17 protein-coding genes and 1 tRNA gene are annotated in these 18001 nt (G+C 61.0%); 5 read left to right on the top strand and 13 right to left on the bottom strand.

Features of this window, described 5'->3' with window-relative positions:
• Nucleotides 1-582 precede the first annotated feature (582 nt).
• Together PSV38_RS14110 and PSV38_RS14105 are read left to right on the top strand one after the other, a co-directional pair.
• A complete protein-coding gene (locus PSV38_RS14110) occupies nt 583-1209 on the top strand; it encodes a class I SAM-dependent methyltransferase (RefSeq protein ID WP_300548443.1) in 627 nt (208 codons plus the stop codon).
• A gap of 78 nt (nt 1210-1287) precedes the next feature.
• Nucleotides 1288-2298, top strand: a complete 1011-nt coding sequence (locus PSV38_RS14105) for a bile acid:sodium symporter family protein (RefSeq protein WP_300548451.1) — start codon at nt 1288-1290, stop codon at nt 2296-2298.
• Nucleotides 2299-2335: 37 nt separating this feature from the next.
• Here PSV38_RS14105 and PSV38_RS14100 read toward each other — a convergent pair whose 3' ends face one another.
• From PSV38_RS14100 to thrS, 11 genes are all read right to left on the bottom strand, one after another.
• A complete protein-coding gene (locus tag PSV38_RS14100; RefSeq protein WP_300548441.1) occupies nt 2336-2932 on the bottom strand; it encodes a 3'-5' exonuclease in 597 nt (198 codons plus the stop codon).
• Between the two features lie 201 nt (nt 2933-3133).
• Nucleotides 3134-3210, bottom strand: a tRNA-Pro gene (locus PSV38_RS14095).
• Between the two features lie 28 nt (nt 3211-3238).
• Complete coding sequence (locus tag PSV38_RS14090) at nt 3239-3748, bottom strand: MerR family transcriptional regulator (RefSeq protein WP_300548439.1); 510 nt, start codon at nt 3746-3748, stop codon at nt 3239-3241.
• A 70-nt stretch (nt 3749-3818) separates the two neighbouring features.
• Nucleotides 3819-4178: an integration host factor subunit alpha gene (locus tag PSV38_RS14085; RefSeq protein ID WP_300548438.1), complete on the bottom strand. Its 360-nt coding sequence runs from the start codon at nt 4176-4178 to the stop codon at nt 3819-3821.
• Entirely contained in the window at nt 4175-6607 is a 2433-nt protein-coding gene (pheT, locus tag PSV38_RS14080; protein WP_300548436.1) for a phenylalanine--tRNA ligase subunit beta, read from the bottom strand. The genes PSV38_RS14085 and pheT overlap by 4 nt, the downstream gene beginning before the upstream one ends.
• A 49-nt stretch (nt 6608-6656) precedes the next feature.
• Nucleotides 6657-7691, bottom strand: a complete 1035-nt coding sequence (locus tag PSV38_RS14075) for an NAD(P)-dependent alcohol dehydrogenase (protein ID WP_300548434.1) — start codon at nt 7689-7691, stop codon at nt 6657-6659.
• Nucleotides 7692-7723: 32 nt separating this feature from the next.
• Nucleotides 7724-8761, bottom strand: a complete 1038-nt coding sequence (locus PSV38_RS14070) for a phenylalanine--tRNA ligase subunit alpha (RefSeq protein ID WP_300548432.1) — start codon at nt 8759-8761, stop codon at nt 7724-7726.
• A 133-nt stretch (nt 8762-8894) separates the two neighbouring features.
• Entirely contained in the window at nt 8895-9254 is a 360-nt protein-coding gene (gene rplT / locus PSV38_RS14065; protein ID WP_230182304.1) for a 50S ribosomal protein L20, read from the bottom strand.
• A gap of 38 nt (nt 9255-9292) precedes the next feature.
• A complete protein-coding gene (gene rpmI, locus PSV38_RS14060) occupies nt 9293-9496 on the bottom strand; it encodes a 50S ribosomal protein L35 (RefSeq protein WP_300548429.1) in 204 nt (67 codons plus the stop codon).
• Nucleotides 9497-9632: 136 nt separating this feature from the next.
• On the bottom strand, nt 9633-10181 hold the full coding sequence (gene infC / locus PSV38_RS14055; protein WP_290659883.1) for a translation initiation factor IF-3: 549 nt from the start codon (nt 10179-10181) through the stop codon (nt 9633-9635).
• Nucleotides 10182-10292: 111 nt separating this feature from the next.
• The gene (thrS, locus tag PSV38_RS14050) at nt 10293-12212 is read right to left on the bottom strand and encodes a threonine--tRNA ligase (RefSeq protein WP_300548427.1); all 1920 of its coding nucleotides are present in this window, start codon (nt 12210-12212) and stop codon (nt 10293-10295) included.
• Between the two features lie 385 nt (nt 12213-12597).
• Between thrS and PSV38_RS14045 the strand changes: the two genes are divergently transcribed.
• The gene (locus PSV38_RS14045) at nt 12598-13533 is read left to right on the top strand and encodes a hypothetical protein (RefSeq protein WP_300548425.1); all 936 of its coding nucleotides are present in this window, start codon (nt 12598-12600) and stop codon (nt 13531-13533) included.
• Between the two features lie 105 nt (nt 13534-13638).
• Here PSV38_RS14045 and aceA read toward each other — a convergent pair whose 3' ends face one another.
• Complete coding sequence (aceA, locus tag PSV38_RS14040) at nt 13639-14955, bottom strand: isocitrate lyase (protein WP_300548423.1); 1317 nt, start codon at nt 14953-14955, stop codon at nt 13639-13641.
• A 193-nt stretch (nt 14956-15148) separates the two neighbouring features.
• On the opposite strand from aceA, the gene PSV38_RS14035 reads away from it, so the two are divergent.
• On the top strand, nt 15149-16459 hold the full coding sequence (locus tag PSV38_RS14035) for an aspartate aminotransferase family protein (protein ID WP_300548421.1): 1311 nt from the start codon (nt 15149-15151) through the stop codon (nt 16457-16459).
• A gap of 78 nt (nt 16460-16537) precedes the next feature.
• Here the strand turns inward: PSV38_RS14035 and ppa are convergent, their stop codons facing one another.
• A complete protein-coding gene (gene ppa, locus PSV38_RS14030) occupies nt 16538-17074 on the bottom strand; it encodes an inorganic diphosphatase (protein WP_300548419.1) in 537 nt (178 codons plus the stop codon).
• Nucleotides 17075-17306: 232 nt separating this feature from the next.
• Here ppa and PSV38_RS14025 point away from each other — a divergent pair, with 232 nt between their 5' ends.
• Nucleotides 17307-17861, top strand: coding sequence for a phasin family protein (locus PSV38_RS14025; RefSeq protein ID WP_300548417.1), 555 nt, complete (start codon nt 17307-17309; stop codon nt 17859-17861).
• The last annotated feature ends 140 nt before the right edge of the window (nt 17862-18001 follow it).

Below are 18001 nucleotides of genomic sequence, written 5' to 3'. Positions count from 1 at the left end.
AAAAACCTGAATTATTCAAGAAGCGCGTTTATAACCAGCCGGGACTTGACACCTAGGGTTCGATTGAGAGCGAAAATTCTAACCATTATTTAGGCCGAAACCCGAGGAATAACCTGCGCGTAGAAGACAAAAAAATATGGCGCAATCTGGCAAACCAAGACTGGACCAAAGCGTCCTCACATAATCAAATTTTGGCTTCATCAAGCACCCTCCCTGTCACGCAAAAAACGCGCTCCATCATGCCCCATCCGCGCCAGCCATACGCCGATTTTTCTTGCCTACAAGCCCCCCAAGCTCGGCCCTCCGAGTCCAAAGCCTTGCGCACCACGCTCCGAGCCCCATCCCGCCGAGCAAAATGCCTCGCCCTCCACCCACAAAGAGGCACGCGCCACCCTTTTTTGCTCGGCCCGCCACCCTCAAAGCCTCGCGCGCAAGGCTTAAAAGCTCGGCCCCGTCACCCTTTGACCCTTGCGCGCAACCATTTTTGGTGCGCGCGCCGAGCTAAAAGCCTCGCATGCCGCCCTATAACACCCGTGCGCCAGCCTTTGAACCTTGCACACCGGCATCTGCCATCATTCCCCCATGCCCCTCACCCCCAACGACCTCTCCCGCATCGCCACCAACACCCTCGACCACTACAACCAGCAGGCCGAGCAGTTCTGGCATGGCACGCGCGACCACGATGTCCGCCAGAACATCACCGCCCTCCTCACCCACATCCAGGCGCCCGCCCCCTTCACCCTGCTGGACTTCGGCTGCGGCCCCGGCCGTGATCTGAAGGCCTTCGCGCAAATGGGCCACCACGCCATCGGCCTGGACGGTGCCGAGCGCTTCGCTGAGATGGCGCGCGCCCACACGGGTTGCGAGGTCTGGCACCAAAGCTTCCTGGCGCTCGACCTGCCGCCTGCGCATTTCGACGGCATCTTCGCCAACGCCTCGCTCTTCCACGTGCCCGGCCAGGAGCTGCCCCGCGTGCTGCAACAACTGCACGCCACGCTCAAACCCGGCGGCGTGCTCTTCAGCTCCAACCCGCGCGGCCAGGGCCAAGAGGGCTGGAGCGGTGGCCGCTATGGCAGCTACCACGACCTCCCCGCCTGGCGCGATCACCTCACGTCGGTCGGCTTCACGGAGCTGACGCATTACTACCGCCCCGAAGGCCTGCCGCGCGAGCAACAACCCTGGCTGGCCAGCGTGTGGCGCAAGCCCTGATCTAGGCCCCCTTGCTGAAAGCGGACAAGGCGCTCAGGCCTTAACCTTGCGCTTTTGCTGTTTGTTGACCCGCCCTTGATGATGCTACGCCACCCCAAAACGCAACGCGGCGCCGTTGACGGCTTCCTCGTTGGCATGATCGCCGCCGTGTTGCTGGCCTCGCTGCTGCCCCAACTGGGCAAAACAGGGGGCACGCTGCACCTGGACCAGGTGGGCAATGTCGGCATTTTCATGGTGTTCTTTTTGCACGGCATGGGCTTGTCCACCGACAGCCTCAAGCAAGGCGCCTCGCGCTGGCGGCTGCACCTGGTGGTGCAGGTGTGCACCTTCGTGGCCTTTCCGCTGTGGTGGTGGTTGCTGAGTTTGGGCCTGGGGCCTTACATCCCGCACGATCTGCTGCTGGGCTTCTTCTACCTGGCGGTGCTGCCATCCACGGTGTCGTCGTCGGTCACGATGACGGGGCTGGCGCGGGGCAATGTGGCCGCCGCGATCTTGAACGCCACGCTGTCGACCTTGCTGGGCGTGTTCCTGACACCCTTGCTGGCCAGCCTGGTGTTTGGCAGCCACAGCGGCACCGGCCAGGGCATGGACCTGGGCGACACGATGTTGAAGGTGGCGCGCATGTTGTTGTTGCCCTTCGTGCTGGGCCAGTTGCTGCGGCCGTGGCTGGGCAATTTCTTCAAATCCATCAAGTCCAAGACCACGCTGGTGGACAAGGGCGTGATCCTGCTGCTGGTATGGTGCTCGTTCAGCGATTCGGTGGCCGATGGCCTGTGGACCAAGCATGGCCTGAGCCTGATCGTCATCACGCTGGTGGGCGCGGCGCTGTTCCTCTTCCCGATGCTGTGGTTCACCAAGCGCGTGGCCAAGGCCATGGGCTTCCCGGTCGAGGATGAGATCGTGGCGGTGTTCTGCGGATCGAAGAAGACGCTGGCCTCAGGCGTGCCCATGGCGCGGCTGTTGTTCGGGGGGGATCCAGCGCTGGGCGTGCTGGTGCTGCCCATCATGTTCTATCACCAGCTTCAGCTCTTTGTGTGTTCGCTGATGGCGCGCCAGTACGCCGCGCGCAGGCAAGCGCAGGGGGAGTAGACGGCGAGGTCAAGGCCTGCGCTCATCTCTGTGGGATCTAAGGCAAATCGGGGTTGGACAGCCGGAGGGCGTCGAGCACCTTGAGCGCGGCATAGGCATCATTGGCCGCGTACAGCAACTGCTTGTCCGTGAGCTCGCGCGCTTCCCAGTTGGACGTGGTCGTTTTCTTGGACTTGTGAAACTGCTGCTTGAACACCACGCCCACGGCCGCCCGCACGCCCATCGAGTTGTTGTAGCCCTCTTTGCGGAACACGCTGTTCAAGTCAAGCACCGCCTGAAGCTGAACACCCAGCTTGGCGTGGATCTGCCCTTTATCGGACTGCAGGCCGAAACCGACCTTGAGCACCTTGTCCGAGTACAACAACTCGGTCAGGAAGGCGTGCCCCTCGCTGCGGTGCGGCTGAAAGATGAAGGCTTTGTCGCTCAAGGCGAACTGCACCACGTGCGGGCCTTCGCTGACCTCGCCAAAGGTGAAGGTGGGCTTGGATTCGGTGTCGAAGCCTGCTCGGCCCGCCGCCAGGATCTCGTCAAACGCTGAGGCAAACTCGGCCTCAGTTCTAGGCACAAAGATGCACTCCAGAGGCAAACCGGGGAAAGGCGGCAGCAGCGCGGTCTCTTCCTTGGTTGGGGCCATTTTTCTCAAGGACAAAGGATGCTCCAGATGTCACGGAACTGCCTCATTTCGCAGCACAGAAAGCGCTTGCCTGGGGAGCGTCGCTTTACCCAGCACTTGCCAACAAGGTTATCCACAGAAGTCGGGGATAAGTCGGGCATCAAGGTGGCCCAGAAACACGAAAGGGTTAGTAGGCGCTAACCTACTAACCCTCGTGATGCTTGGTCGGGACGGTGGGATTCGAACTCACGACCCCTTGCACCCCATGCAAGTGCGCTACCAGGCTGCGCTACGCCCCGAAGACTTAGACTATACCATTAATTTTGGTCATTCCAGCAATTCGCGGATCGACAACAAGGCCTCGCGCAGCTGTTCCACCACCTGCGGACTGGCCTTTTGCACCTCGCGCACATCGGGGCCCAACCAGGTGGTCTCCGGCGCGTTCGCCATACGCTGGGACGTGGCAGGCGCGCGCGAACCGGCCTGCAAAGCCACGGCGGGCTGCTGCTGCACCACCTCGTCCAGGGGTTCGGTCTCTTCGCCCAGCAAGGCAGGATCCAGCTTGGGCAAGGCACCACGGGCACCCAGCTCGGTCAGGCGGTTGCGCGCCCCGCTGATGGTGAAACCCTGGTCATACAGCAACTCGCGGATGCGGCGGATCAGCAGCACCTCGTGGTGCTGGTAGTAGCGCCGATTGCCGCGCCGCTTCATGGGCTTGAGCTGGACGAACTCCTGCTCCCAGTAGCGCAGCACATACGGCTTGACCAGGCACAGTTCACTGACCTCACCGATGGTGAAGTAGCGTTTCGCGGGAATTGGCGGCAAGGCGCTGTCCATGGTCGTCAAAAGGCCCGTGTTTGGCAATTTCCCGATCTAAATCAACAAGATCGGTGAAGGGCCTGAGACTTTACTCCAACTCGTCCTCTAAGGGGGAGTCTCCTTGCACCATGCCCTTCAGCTTCTGGCTGGCGTGAAAGGTGACCACGTGGCGTTCCGCGATGGGAATGGCCTCGCCGGTGCGGGGATTGCGCCCGGGACGCGGCGCTTTGCGCCTGATCTGGAAGTTGCCAAAGCCCGACAGCTTCACGTCCTGGCCCTGGTCCAGCGTCTCGTGCACCAGCTCGAAAAACGCCTCGACCATGTCCTTGGACTCGCGCTTGTTCAGGCCGAGCCGATCGAACAGCATCTCGGACAAATCGGCCTTGGTCAGCGTGGGCGTTTCCAGGGTCGGCAACAGCACATTCACTTCGGGCAGCTTGTCCGTCATGATCGCACCCGCGCACTGACGCGTTGCGACAAGGACGCCAGCACGCCCTTCAGGGATGCCTCGATGCGCTCATCGGTCAAGGTCTGCTCATCGTCGCGCAATTCGATGCGCACCGCCAGGCTGCGCTCGTTCTCGGCCATGCCGGCCACCGCCGCCTTGGGCTTGTAGATGTCGAACAGGCGTGCGCCACGCACCAGGCCTTCAGACGGCGCCTCAGTGATCGCGGCCATCAAAGCATCGTGCGTGATGCTGTCGTTCACCACCAGGGCCAGGTCGCGGTAGACCGATTGCAGGCGCGGCACAGGCTGGGAGGCGGGCACCACGCGCTGGGTCAGCACGGACGCATCCAGCTCGAACAGCACCGGGGCTTGGGGCAATTCATAGCCCTGGCGCCACTTGGGGTGCAACTCACCGACAAAGCCCACGGCTTGACCATCCAGTTCCACGCGGGCACAGCGCCCGGGGTGGAAAGCCGGGTGCTCGGCAGCCACAAAACGCGGCTGGCGAGGTGCCAGCAAGGCCTCCACGTCGCCCTTCACGTCGAAGAAGTCAACGGTGCGAGAAGCAGCGCCCCATTGCTGCACATCGGCCGGGCCATAAGCCAGGCCCGTGACGCGGACCGGCTGATCAATGCCGGCCACGGTCTGGTCACTGTTGATGACCGACGCATCGCGCTTGAACACGCGCCCAATCTCGAAAATGCGCACCCGGTCAGCCTTGCGCGAGAGGTTGGTGCGCAGCACTTCAACCAAGCTACCGACCAGGCTGGAGCGCATCACACTCAAGGGGCTCGCAATGGGGTTGAGCACGCGGATGGGGTTCTCGTTGCCCGCCAGCTCGCGCTCCCAACGCTCCTCGACGAAGCTGAAGTTGATGGTCTCCTGGTAGCCACGGCTGGCCACCGAACGACGCACCGCAAACAGGCTGCGCTTGGCCTCAGGCAACACCTGCGCTTCGATGGGCGCCATGGGTGGGCGCTTGGGCAACTGGTCGAAGCCAATCACGCGCACCACTTCTTCGATCAGGTCTTCTTCGATCTGCAGGTCGAAGCGCCAGCTCGGCGGATTGACCACCAGGTTGGTGTCACCGCCCTTGGCGGCCTGCGTGCCGTAGTGCAGGTCCAGGCGAGTGAACACTTCCTGGCACTGGGCCAGGGTCACGGGCATGCCGATCACCTTCTGGGCGCGCGACAGGCGCAAGGTGACAGGGTGACGTTCAACAGCCTTGACCACTTGGTCATCCACCGGGCCTGCCTGGCCACCGCAGATGTCCAGGATCAAACGGGTGATGTGCTCGATGGCTTCGACCGTGGGCGCCGGGTCCACGCCGCGCTCGTAACGGTGCGAGGCATCGGTCGAGAAGTTGTAGCGGCGGGCGCGGCCTGCAATGGCCTTGGGCCACCAGAATGCGGCTTCCAGGTAGACATTGCGGGTGTCGTCGCCCACCGAGGTGGCATCGCCACCCATCACACCGGCCAGCGACTCGACCTGCTGCTCGTCGGCGATCACGCCCACTTGCTCGTCCAGGGTCACGGTCTGGCCATTGAGCAGCTTGAGCGTTTCGCCCGCCTGCGCCCAACGCACGGTCAGGCCGCCATGCACCTTGTCCAGGTCGAACACGTGCGAAGGCTGGCCCAGCTCGAACATCACGTAGTTCGAGATGTCGACCAAGGCCGACACGGAGCGTTGGCCACAACGGGCCAGGCGGTCCACCATCCAGGCTGGCGTGGGCGCCTTGGGGTTCACACCCTTGATAACGCGGCCCGCAAACCGACCGCACAGGTCAGGCGCGGTCACCTTCACCGGCACGCGGTCGTCGATCGTGGGCACCACGTGCTTGATGGTCAAACGGTTCAAATGCGCGCCAGTCAGGGCCGCGACTTCACGGGCCACGCCTTGCACGCTCAGGCAATGCGCCAGATTGGGTGTGAGCTTGAGCGTCAGCAGCGTGTCGTCCAACTGCAGGTAGTCGCGGATGCTGGTGCCCACCGGCGCGTCAAGCGGGAGGATGTGCAGGCCAGACGCTTCTTCAGACACGCCCAACTCGCGTGCCGAGCACAGCATGCCCTGGCTTTCCACGCCACGCAACTTGCCCAGCTTGATCTTGAAGGGCTTGCCATCGGCGCCAGGCGGCAACTCGGCCCCCACGGTGGCGCAAGGCACTTTGATGCCCACCGCCACATTGGCCGCGCCACACACGATCTGCAGCACCTCGCCCGTGCCCGCGTCTACCTTGCAAACGTTCAAGCGGTCGGCATCGGGGTGCTTGGCCACTTCCAGCACCAAGCCCACCACCACACCGGTGAAAGGAGGCGCCACTGGCTGCTGCTCTTCCACCTCCAGACCGGCCATGGTCAAAAGGTCGGCCAGTTGCTGGGTGTTCAGGTCAGGGTTGCAAAACGAACGCAGCCAGGACTCGGGAAATTGCATGAGGGATCCTTGGGAAATCTGTTGATTCAGTGAGCGCGGTGGGGCGATTTCAAGCTTGCGCGAAATCGGCGTCCAGCACCACGCGGTAACGGGCCTTGCCGGCACGCAGGTGGTCCAGCGCCTCGTTGATGCGGCTCATCGGGAAATGCTCGGTTTGCGGGGCGATGCCATGGCGTGCGGCAAAAGCCAGCATGGCATCGATGTCGGACCGCGAGCCCGTGGGCGAGGCCGACACGCTGCGCTGCGCTGCCATCAGGCTGCGCGTTTCAACGGGCATCGCCTCGGTCTGCACGCCCACCAGGTGCAGGCGGCCATTGGGTGCCAAGGTGCCCATGATCGCCTTCCAGTTCAGCATCACGTTCACGGTGACCAGCACCAGGTCCAGTTGCCCCGCGATCTGCTTCATGGACGCCGGGTCCACGCTGGAGACCACGCGGTGCGCGCCCAATTGCAAGGCTTCATCGCGCTTCGATTCGGACGAGGTGAAGGCCGTGACCTCGCAACCCCAGGCGCGGCCAAACTTCAGCGCCAGGTGGCCCAGACCACCAATGCCAACCACGCCGATGCGCTGCGTGGGCTTGACGTCATACGTGAGGAAGGGCGAGAACACCGTCACGCCGCCGCACAACAAAGGCCCGGCCTTGCTGGCATCCAGCCCTTCAGGAATGGGCGCGACCCAAACCCAATGCGCGCGCACCCGTTCGGCAAAGCCGCCGTGGTGGCCGATGATGGTGGGCTGTGCCTGGCGGCACAACTGTTGCAACCCGCGCAGGCAGGGATTGCAATGCGTGCAACTGGACGAATTCCAGCCCAGGCCGACGCGCTGACCCAGCTTCAGGCCCTTGGCCGACGACCCCAAGGCCACCACACGGCCGATGACCTCGTGGCCCCCCACCATCGGGTAAGGCGCCACGCCCCACTCGTTGTCGATCAGGGACAAGTCGGAGTGGCACAAACCACAGTGTTCGACCTGGATCTCGACCTCTTCCAAGCCCAACGGGCCCGGCTCGTAGTTGAAAGGCTCGAGCGGCTGCTGGGCGGCATTGGCAGCCCAGGCTTGAATGGAGGTGGCGGCGGTGGTCATGTGTTCGGCTCCAGGTGTGGGGACGTCAATCTTCACTGAAACTGCGACAAGAAGCGCAGATCGCCTTCATAGAACAGGCGCAGGTCATTGACCCCATAGCGCAGCATCGTCAAGCGATCAGGCCCCAGGCCGAAAGCAAAGCCGATGTACTTTTCAGGGTCCAGGCCAAAGTTGCGAACCACATTGGGGTGCACCTGGCCTGAGCCCCCCACTTCCAGCCAACGGCCCTTCAAGGGGCCACTGGCGAAAGCGATGTCCACCTCGGCCGAAGGTTCGGTGAAGGGGAAGAATGACGGCCGGAAACGGATGTCCAGGTCATCGGTCTCGAAGAAGTTGCGGAAGAAATCAGCGAACACCGCCTTCAGGTCGGTGAAACTCACGGCCTCGCCGATCCACAGGCCTTCGCACTGGTGGAACATCGGCGAGTGAGTGGCATCGCTGTCGACCCGGTAGGTGCGGCCCGGCGCAATCACGCGGATCTCGGGGATGCGCTCGCCACGGCCCACGGCCTCGGCATGCTGCTTGACGTGCTGCACCGCGTAGCGCACCTGCATCGGGCTGGTGTGCGTGCGCAGCAGGTTGCCGCCTTCCACATAGAAGGTGTCGTGCATGGAACGCGCGGGGTGGTCTTCCGGCGTATTCAGGGCCGTGAAGTTGAACCAGTCGGTCTCGATTTCCGGGCCATCGGCCACGGCAAAACCCATCGAGCCGAAAATGGCTTCCATGCGTTCCAGCGTCAGCGACACGGGATGCAAACCGCCCTCGCCGCGACGACGGCCAGGCAGGCTCACGTCCAGGCTTTCGGCGCGCAGTTGAAGGGCCAACTCGTCATCGGCCAAGGCCTGGCGGCGTGCCGTCAAGGCGGCTTCGACCTGCTGCTTGGCCTGGTTGATGGCGGCGCCGCGCGTCTTCTTGTCTTCCACGCTCAGCGCGCCCATGCCCTTGAGCAGCTCCGTCAGGCTGCCAGACTTGCCCAGAAAGCGCGCCTTGGCGTTTTCCAGATCGGCGGGCGTGGCGGCAGCGGCAAAAGCCTCGGCGGCGGTTTGAACCAGTAGTTCGAGATCGTTCATTTCGTCGCGCTCTTCGTCGTGGTTTTCGTTGTACGGCGTCGAAAAAAAAGGCCGGACACGGGGTCAGGCCTTTGTGAAAGCTCGGCTGAAAATTCAGCCGAACCGTTTCAGCATGATGTGCTGTGCAAGGCTATCAAGCGGCCAGCTTGGACTTGGCAATCTCAACCAGGCTTGCAAAAGCAGCCGGGTCATTGATGGCCATGTCGGACAGGACCTTGCGGTCGATCTCGATCGACGCTTTCTTGATGCCGGCCATGAACTTGCTGTAAGTCAAGCCCAGTGAACGGCTGCCGGCGTTGATACGGGCAATCCACAAGCGACGGAACACACGCTTTTTGGCACGGCGGTCACGGTAGGCATATTGCCCAGCTTTCATGACCGCTTGCTTGGCAATGCGGAAAACGTTCTTGCGGCGACCGCGGAAACCCTTGGCGAGGGCTAGGACTTTTTTGTGACGAGCACGGGCTGTTACACCACGTTTAACGCGAGGCATGGATGAATTCCTTCAGGCGGTGAATCAAAATCAAAAAATCAGATACCAAACCCGGGCAACATCTGTGCGACGGAGCTCATGTTGGTTTCATGCACGCTGGTGATCCCGCGCAGTTGGCGCTTCGTCTTCGTGGATTTTTTGGTCAGGATGTGGCGCTTGAAGGCGGAACCGCGCTTGACGGTGCCACCCGGGCGCACGCGAAAACGCTTTTTCGCACTGCTCTTGGTCTTCATTTTGGGCATGTTCTGCTCCTTTTAAATTGTTCCTGACAGGCGCCGCGAACTTCTCCGCGTCTTGATGGCCTGCAGGCACTTTGAACCCACGGAGACGGCGACCAAACCTTCTCCAGGGCAAACACCCCCGGTTGCCCGGGAGATGTCACTTCTTGCGCTTCGGACCCAGGATCATGATCATCTGGCGTCCTTCGAGCTTGGGCATGTTCTCGACCACCGACACATCGGTGAGCTCATCACGCACACGCTCCAGCAACCTCATGCCAATGTCCTGGTGGGTGATTTCTCGGCCCCGATAGCGCAAGGTCACTTTGCCCTTGTCGCCGTCTTCCAGGAACTTGCGCAAATTGCGCATCTTGATCTGGTAGTCGCCTTCGTCCGTGCCTGGACGGAACTTGACTTCCTTGACTTCGATCACTTTCTGCTTGAGCTTGGCGTCGTGAGCCTTCTTCTGCTCCTGGTACTTGAACTTGCCGTAGTCCATCAGACGACAGACCGGCGGCTCAGCCGCGGCGGCAATTTCGACCAAGTCCACATCGGCTTCGGCAGACATGCGCAAAGCGTCCTGGATGCTCACGATGCCCAAAGGCTCGTTCTCAATCCCGTTCAGTCGGACTTCTAGCGCAGTGATCTCACGATTCAGCCGGTGCTTGCGCTCAACATTGGGCGTCCGGCGGTCAAAAAAGTTAGCGATCTCGAATTCCTTCAGGCCACGGGCTCTTCAATAGAGCTCGCACCAGTCAACAATGAAACACGCGTCCCGGAAAGCGAAGCTGGCGTGGGCTGAAAACACCCACGCTTCACCTCAAGCCTTGCTGGCGATGTCTTGAGCAATCCTCTGGGAGAAGCTGTCTAGCGACATCACACCGAGGTCTTGATTGCCCCGGGCGCGCACGGCGACGGCACCAGCATCCTTCTCTTTGTCACCGACAACGAGGATGTAAGGCACCTTCTGTAGCGAATGCTCGCGGATTTTATAGGTGATTTTCTCGTTACGCAAATCCAATTTGACCCTAAGTCCTTGTTTTTGCAATGTTTTGGCCACTTGTTTGACGTAATCCGCCTGCGCATCCGTGATATTGAGGACCACAACCTGGGTCGGCGCCAGCCAGCCGGGCAAGGCGCCAGCGTGCTGTTCGATCAGAATTCCTATGAAACGCTCCAGGCTGCCCAGGATGGCGCGGTGCAGCATCACAGGGTGCTGACGCTCGCTGGTGTCCGTCACATATTCGGCGTTCAGGCGCTGCGGCATTGAGAAATCGACCTGGATGGTGCCGCACTGCCAATGGCGGCCGAGAGCGTCTTTCAGGGTGTACTCGATCTTGGGACCGTAGAAAGCCCCCTCACCCGGCGCAATTTCAAAATCACTGCCGGTGGCGCGCAGGCTTTCGATCAAGGCCTGTTCAGCCTTGTCCCAGACTTCATCACTGCCAATGCGGGCCTCGGGGCGCGTGGCCACCTTGTAGATGATGTCGGTGAAGCCAAAGTCCAGGTAGACCTTCTGCAGCAAGGCCGTGAAATCCACGCACTCTTGCAGGATCTGGTCTTCGGTGCAGAAGATGTGGCCGTCGTCCTGCGTGAAGCCGCGCACACGCATGATGCCGTGCAGTCCGCCGGTGGGTTCGTTGCGGTGGCATTGGCCGAACTCGCCGTAGCGCACCGGCAGATCGCGGTAGCTCTTGATGCCTTGGTTGAAGATCAGGATGTGGCCCGGGCAGTTCATGGGCTTCAAGGCGTAGTCGCGCTTTTCACTCTCAGTGGTGAACATGTTCTCGCGGTACTTGTCCCAGTGGCCGGTCTTCTCCCACAGTGTCTTGTCCAGGATCTGCGGGCCCTTGACTTCGCTGTAGCCGTTGTCGCGGTAGACCTGGCGCATGTACTGCTCCACGGCCTGCCACACGGTCCAGCCATTGGGGTGCCAAAACACGACGCCGGGCGCGTGGTCATCAATGTGGAACAGGTCGAGTTCGCGGCCCAGCTTGCGGTGGTCGCGCTTCTCGGCTTCTTCCAGCAGGGTCAGGTACTTCTGCAGGTCGTCCTTGGTGGCCCAGGCCGTGCCGTAGATCCGCTGCAATTGCTCGTTGCGGTGGTCACCACGCCAATAGGCACCGGCCACCTTCATCAGCTTGAAGTGCTTGAGCTTGCCCGTGCTGGGCACGTGGGGGCCGCGGCACAAGTCCGTGAAAGCGCCTTCGCTGTAGAGCGATACGTCCTGGTCGGCCGGGATGCTCTCGATGATCTCGGCCTTGTAATGCTCACCCAGGCTTTTGAAGTAGGCCACGGCTTCGTCGCGCGGTAGCACGCGGCGTTCGACCTTCTCGTCCTTCTTGGCCAAGTCGCCCATCTTCTTTTCGATGGCGATCAGGTCGTCGGGCGTGAAGGGACGCTTGTAGGCGAAGTCGTAATAGAAGCCGTTCTCGATGGTGGGGCCGATGGTGACCTGCGCTTCGGGGAACAGCTCTTTGACCGCGTAGGCCAGCAAGTGGGCTGTGGAGTGGCGGATCACGTCCAGCCCGGCGGTGTCCTTGTCCGTGATGATGGCCAGCGACGTGTCTGCCTCCATGAGGTAACTGGTGTCCACCACCCGGGCGCTCTCGCCCTGCCCGACCCGACCGGCCAAGGCTGCCTTGGCCAGGCCGGCGCCAATGGAGGCGGCCACGTCGGCGATGGTGACCGGGCCGGGGAATTCTCGTTTGGAGCCGTCTGGAAGTTGAATGGAAATCATGTGATGAATCTTAAAAGGGGAAGCGCAACAAAAAAGCGCGGTGTTCGCCGCGCTTTCTGAATGGAGCAGGAAAACGAAAGCAGCGGCCAGTCGACTAAACCTCGGTCGAGGTAAAAGTGATGGTCGAAGTTCGCGGTGTCATAACCGATTCTGCCTTTCTACGTTCCTTACCTGTCGCGCTGGGCGCACCCACATTTGGCGCCAATGTGGCATTGTAGCCTTCTGTACCACCATCATCGCTCGGCCAATGGCACACAACCCTTCCGAGCAGTATGCTGCGATGAGGCACACTTTTGGGACAACGATGAGAATGAGCATCAACACTCGATGCGGGCCTTGGCCCACCCTATTCTTGGCGCTGATCACCGGGATGCTGACTTCGCCCATGGCTTCAGCACAAACTCCCCAGCCGAGCGAGACCACATCAACCCAAAGCCCCCCTTTTGGCGCGCCATCCTCGCCAAGCGACGAAGGACTCATCGACGCCACACGTGGCAAGGTGCGCTCCTCCGTGGAATGGTTGGCCAGCGGGGTGGACGGCTGGTTCGGAGACATCCCCTTTTCTGAAGGCGGCAAAGTCAGCGAAGGCGAACTTGGACTGAACGTCTACAAACGGCAAGACCAGTCTGCCACGACCGGTGTGCGTTTCAAGGCCCGATTTCGTTTGCCCAATCTGGAGTCCTACCAGTACCTGTTCGTGGGCAATGACGACCGCAGCCAAATCGTTTCCGACCAGCCCGATACCTTTTCTCGGCAACAACAGCTTCTGCGTGGGGGCAACCGAGACAACGCCTTCTTTGCCGGCATTGGTGCCACCTTGCGAGACTCGGTCGACTTGCGGCTGGGCTTTCGCGGCGGACTGAAACCCTATGCCCAAGCACGCTATCACCAACCTTGGCTGCTCAGCACGGTTGACCGGATCGACTTTCGTGAAACGCTGTTTTACAGCTCGGATGACAAACTCGGATCAACCACCGCCCTGTCTTATGAACGCACCCTGACATCCACCCTGGTGGCCCGCTGGCTCAACTCGGCCACCGTGACGCGCGAGACCAAAGACGTCGCCTGGTCCAGCAGCTGGGGCACTTACAAATCCTACGGAGGGCAGCGACTGCTGTCGCTCGAGGCGTTGTTGGGCGGCGTCATCGGCGACCCAGTCACCGTGGCCGACTACGGAGTGCAGGCCAAGTGGTCTCAGCCGATTTACAAGGACTTCCTGATCGGCGAACTCATCCTGGGGACGTTCTGGCCTCGCCCGGATGTGACCCTTCCACGCGAACAAGCCTGGGCCATTGGCACGGGCATCAAGCTTCGGTTCTGAGCCCCACACCCCAACTATGCGGGCCACCATGAAAAAGGCCGCCCCGAGGGGCGGCCTTGCGCGATCACACGCGAAGCCCGCTTGCAGCGGACCTCACGGCGCAGATCAGTGGAACTGTTCTTCTTCGGTCGAGCCGGTCAGGGCCTTCACGGAAGACGAACCACCTTGGATCACGGTGGTCACGTCGTCGAAGTAACCAGCGCCGACTTCTTGTTGGTGCGACACGAAGGTGTAGCCCTTTTCGCGAGCAGCGAATTCGGGTTCTTGGACCATTTCAGTGTAGTGCTTCATGCCTTCGCCGTTGGCGTAGGAGTGAGCGAACTGGAACGTGTTGTACCAGTTGATGTGGATGCCAGCCAGCGTGATGAACTGGTACTTGTAGCCCAGGGCCGACAGGTCCTCTTGGAACGAAGCGATTTGCTTGTCGTTGAGGTTTTTCTTCCAGTTGAACGAAGGCGAGCAGTTGTACGACAGCAGCTTGCCGGGGCAGGCGGCGTGCACAGCTTGCGCGAATTCACGGGCAAAGCCAATGTCAGGCACGCCAGTTTCACACCAGACCAAGTCGGCGTAGGGAGCGTAAGCAACGCCACGGCTGATGGCTTGTTCCAGACCGTTCTTGACGCGGTAGAAGCCTTCTTGAGTGCGCTCGCCGGTGACGAAACGCTTGTCGTTGTCGTCGCAGTCGCTGGTCAACAGGTTGGCAGCTTCAGCATCGGTACGGGCCAGAACGATCGTGGACACACCCATCACGTCAGCAGCGAAACGAGCAGCCTTCAGCTTTTCGATGGCTTCACGGGTAGGAACCAGAACCTTGCCGCCCATGTGGCCGCACTTCTTCACAGCAGCCAATTGGTCTTCGAAGTGAACACCAGCAGCGCCCGAAGCGATCATGTTCTTCATCAGTTCGAAAGCGTTCAGAACGCCACCGAAACCGGCTTCAGCGTCAGCGACGATCGGCAGGAAGTAGTCAACGAAACCTTCGTCGCCTGGGTTGATGCCACGGCCCCATTGGATTTCGTCAGCGCGCTTGAACGTGTTGTTGATGCGGCGAACCATGGTGGGCACCGAGTCGTACGCGTACAGCGATTGGTCGGGGTACATGGTTTCCGACGTGTTGCCGTCGGCGGCGACTTGCCAGCCCGACAGGTACACGGCTTCCAGGCCAGCCTTGGCTTGTTGCATGGCTTGACCAGCGGTGATCGCGCCGAAGGCATTGACGTAGCCCTTCTTGGCGCCGCCGTTGACTTTTTCCCACAGCTTTTCAGCGCCGTTCTTGGCCAAGGTGTACTCAGGCTGCAGGCTGCCGCGCAGACGCACAACGTCAGCAGCGGAGTAACCGCGCGTGACCAGCTTCCAGCGGGGGTTTTCGGCCCAGTCTTTTTCCAGGGCGGCGATCTGTTGTTCGCGGGTGAGTTTCGTCATGACATCTCCGGGGGAGGTTGGTGGGTACGAGGAAAACCCGCGATTCTACAGAGTTCAGCGAAGATTTCAAAGACTTATGTCTTATATAAGACTCAATTTTTCAGCCAAGACTCCATCTTCCCCATTTTTGGGCGTAAAAATGCCAGCACTGGCCCAATGCTGTAGGGTGGCTTGAAAACACATGGAGCACAACGTGAACCCAAACATGGACGCCTTCTGGATGCCATTCACGGCAAACCGGGAATTCAAGCAGTCACCGCGCATGCTGGCCAAGGCCAATGGCATGCATTACTGGACGCCCGAGGGGCGCGAGATCCTGGATGGCACGTCGGGTCTGTGGTGCGTCAATGCGGGTCATGCCCGACCACGTATCGTCGAGGCGATTGCCCGTCAAGTGGCGGAGATGGACTATGCGCCGCCCTTTCAAATGGGCCACCCCCTGGCGTTTTCGCTGGCAGAACGGCTGGTCAAACTGACGCCGGAAGGCCTGAACAAGGTGTTTTTCACCAATTCGGGCTCTGAAGCCGTGGACACGGCCTTGAAGATCGCCATCGCCTACCACCGCCTGCGGGGCGAAGGCCACCGCACCCGCTTGATCGGGCGAGAGCGGGGCTACCACGGCGTCAATTTCGCGGGCACCGCCGTGGGTGGACTGGGCCCCAACCGCAAGCTGTTTGGCAACCTGGTCACCGGCGTGGACCACCTGCGCCACACCCATGACCTGGCTCGCAATGCCTTCACCAAAGGTCAGCCTGAGCACGGTGCGGAGTTGGCCGATGACCTCGAACGCCTGGTGACGCTGCACGATGCTTCCACCATCGCCGCCGTCATTGTCGAGCCCATGGCCGGATCAACGGGCGTGCTGCTGCCCCCCAAAGGCTACCTGCAGCGCCTGCGCGACATCTGCGACAAGCACGGCATCCTGCTGATTTTTGACGAGGTGATTTCCGGGTTCGGCCGACTGGGCTCGACCTTCGCGGCACAGCACTATGGCGTGACACCCGACCTGCTGACCGCCGCCAAAGGCATCACCAATGGCGTCATCCCCATGGGCGCCGTGTTCGCCAAACAAGGCATCCACGACACGTTCATGCAGGGTCCGCCCACCGCCATCGAGCTGCCCCACGGCTACACCTATTCGGCCCACCCCATGGCCTGCGCCGCCGCCCACGGCACCCTGGACACTTACGAAGAAGAGGGCCTGCTGACGCGCGGTGCGCAACTGGAGTCCAAGTTCGAGTCGGCCTTCCACGCCCTCAAGGGCCTGCCCAACGTGGTGGACATCCGCAACACGGGCGCCGTGGTGGCGGTCGAGTTCGCACCGCGGGCTGGCGCTGCCCCTGGTCGCCGGGCCTTTGAGGCCTTCTTGGGCTGCTGGGAAGAAGGTGTGCTGGTGCGCGCTGCGGGCGACAACATCGCCATTTCGCCGCCACTGATCATCAACGACAGCCAGATCGACCAGATTGCATCAACACTGGCCAAGGTGATCAAACGCCTGGAATGAACCTTGCGTTCCGACAGAAAAAAACCGCCAAAGCCCTCACGGGCCCGGCGGTTTTTTCATGCAGGCTCGATCAAAAAATCAGGCGTGCTTCTTGTTGAAGTTGGCGATGCCGGTCGTCACTTCGGCCTTGGCGTCTTCCATGCCAGCCCAGCCAATGACCTTCACCCACTTGCCGGGCTCCAGGTCCTTGTAGTGCTCGAAGAAATGCTTGATCTGCGCCAGCAACAGCTCGGGCAGGTCTTCCAGGGTCTGGACCTTCTTGTACATGGGGCACAGCTTTTCAGTCGGCACGGCCACCAGTTTGGAGTCACCACCGGCTTCGTCGTCCATCTTCAGGATGCCCAGGGGACGACAGGCCACCACCACGCCAGGAGGCAGGGGGAAAGGCGTCACGACCAGCACATCGACCGGATCGCCATCGTCGGCGAGGGTTTGTGGCACGTAGCCATAGTTGCACGGATAGTGCATGGCCGTGCCCATGAAGCGGTCCACAAAAACCGCACCGGTTTCATGGTCGACTTCGTACTTGACAGGGTCGGCGTTGGCCGAGATTTCGATGATGACGTTGAACGCATCGGGTGCTTTGGCACCGGGAGAGACTAGCAGCAGGCTCATGATTAATCGATCAGGAGTGTGTGGATTCGAGGACGCCAAGTGTAGGTCAAGCCGAGCCCCACCCCGACAAAAGTGGAAAAAACCAAGCTTTCACCCACCTTTTGCTGCACTGCACAAAAAAAACTTGCAAAGTATTTGCAGATCCATATACTTGGGGGCATGTTGCAGCGCAACAAAGCAGTTTGAGCACAGAGCGCAGCGACTTAACCCATCAATCTTACGGAGATATGACATGCTGACCGCTGAACAACTCATGGCCAACCACAAAGCCAACATCGCCACCCTGATGGATCTGGGCCAAAAGGCTTTTGAAGGCGTAGAAAAGCTGGTGGAACTGAATTTGCAAGTGGCCAAGGCCACGCTGGATGAAGTGTCCGAGCACACCAAGGCTGTCCTGTCCGTGAAAGACGCTCAAGAGTTTCTGGCCCTGAACACCAGCCTGCTGCAACCGTCCGCTGAAAAGGCCGCCGCTTACAGCCGTCACCTGTACGACATCGCCTCCAGCACGAGCGCTGAAGTCAGCAAGGTCGCCGAAGGCCAAATGTCCGAAGCCCAGAAAAAATTCATGTCCGTGGTGGACAACGCCGTGAAGAACGCACCCGCCGGCACTGAAAACGCCGTGGTGTTGGTGAAGTCGGCTGTCGCCGCCGCCAACAACGCGTTTGACTCGGTGCACAAGGCTGCCAAGCAAGCCGCCGACGTGGCCGAAGCCAACTTCCAGGCCATCTCCAACACCGCCGTCAAGGCCACCCAAGCTGCCACGGTCAAGCCCCGCAAGGCTGCCTGATCAGCCAAGGTGCGGCCCGAAAGCCAATGCCTTGACTTTGGCTTTCGGCACCCGATCCGAGAGATGCAGTTGCACCACAACGGCACTCATCGAAAGGTTGTCTCCTCGGTACCTCCTGAAATTCGTTCAAGGTACCCTTA

The sequence above is a fragment of the Aquabacterium sp. genome (genome assembly GCF_029946005.1).
Classification (GTDB): Bacteria; Pseudomonadota; Gammaproteobacteria; order Burkholderiales; family Burkholderiaceae_C; genus Aquabacterium.
Note: the sequence above shows the minus strand (reverse complement) of the source record. Positions and strands in the feature narration are given on the sequence as shown.